The 1,373-nt window shown below is 44.6% G+C and carries 2 protein-coding genes and 1 pseudogene; all 3 read right to left on the bottom strand.

What is annotated here, in order from left to right; all coding sequences use genetic code 11:
• Positions 1–79 precede the first annotated feature (79 nt).
• Positions 80–265 (bottom strand): hypothetical protein, encoded by a 186-nt coding sequence (locus B5F88_RS19530; RefSeq protein ID WP_087937058.1) that lies wholly within the window; start codon positions 263–265, stop codon positions 80–82.
• Between the two features lie 78 nt (positions 266–343).
• Entirely contained in the window at positions 344–574 is a 231-nt protein-coding gene (locus tag B5F88_RS20495) for a hypothetical protein (protein ID WP_140402225.1), read from the bottom strand.
• 148 nt (positions 575–722) lie between these two features.
• A pseudogene (locus B5F88_RS20935) lies at positions 723–1,373 on the bottom strand (hypothetical protein); the annotation flags it as partial.

Here is a 1,373-nt window from a genome sequence, read left to right as displayed (position 1 = left end):
CACCATGCCGCACAGACAAGCCAACAACAAAAAACCGGGGTCAGACCATCACGGCCTAACCCCGGTTTCCTCCGGTGACTTATTTGGCTTTAATGTCCCAACGCTTGGCTAGGGCCTTGCAAATGTAACCCAGGGCAACTAAATCATAGGCCAGTTGCCCATCCTGGCCCATCCAAACCTGAGCGATTTGGATGCCCTGTGGGGTGTAAACCCCATAACTCTGCGAGTGTGGTATTTGAACCACACTCAGTCCACTTATTTTCATAAAGTAGACCTCCTTAATTTTTAATTTTCTCTCCCTCATACAATCTATGTCTAAAAATAAGCATAAAAAAATTACCTCCTATGCCTTGCACAAGTGATAAAGTGTTGTCTCTTTCCTTTTTCTATACCATCTATTTGGTGTTATGCGTAAGCCTTGCATATCATCAACATATGTACCATCACCAGCAACACCACTACTACCATTACCACCGCCAGAGACTTCCCAATCTGCATATGACGGGGAGATGATAACTTGCAAAGCCATTATAAACGCTAGTAGGAATACTGCTATACGCTTTAATGATTGCATACGCAACTTCCTCCTTTCAAATTAAATTTTTAACACTTTTCAATATGTCAATATGGCAGTCAGATTAGCATGCTTAATTCAAAAGTTATGCGTTCTGAATGCCATATTGTGTATTCTGACTATAGAGCCATATAATGTCTGATAATATTTACATTATCCAGCCATCCTCTTCGCCACCCTCGATTCCACCACTTTCAGGGTCATAGGTTCCACCCAGTTCATCTGCTGCCTCTTGCAGTTCTTCATCTGTAGCAGGATCCCAGGTACCGCCTGCATCTTCAACCATGTTCTTGATGGCTTCCATATCTTTATCGGAAATGTTTGTGTTGCCAGGAATTACATCATTTCCTGTATCAGCATCGGGTGTACTTGGAGTGGTGGTTGTTCCACCTCCAGAGGAAGTGCCGCCAGAATTGTTGCTACCACTGGAAGTGCCTCCACCAGAAGTTGTGCCACCAGAATTAGTTGTACCACCACCAGAAGAGGTGCCTCCGGAATTGTTGTTACCACTGGAAGTGCCACCACCAGAAGAAGTTCCACCAGAATTAGTTGTACCACCACCAGAGGAAGTGCCTCCGGAATTGTTGTTACCACTGGAAGTACCTCCACCGGAAGAGGTGCCCCCAGAATTGTTGTTTCCAGCATTAGGGGTGGGCTCGGGAGTCGGGGTCTCGATTACTACATCATCACTTAAATCCATATTCTGATTCTTGTCCTCTGGATGCTTGGCTACCCAATCCTCCCATTCCTCTTTACTTATCGCTCCATCCTTATTGGAATCATTCGCAATATCATAAAT

The organism is Flavonifractor sp. An306 (assembly GCF_002159455.1).
Taxonomy (GTDB): domain Bacteria; phylum Bacillota; class Clostridia; order Oscillospirales; family Oscillospiraceae; genus Flavonifractor.
The sequence above is the reverse complement of the archived record's forward strand: the minus strand, read 5'-3'. Positions and strand labels throughout refer to the sequence as shown.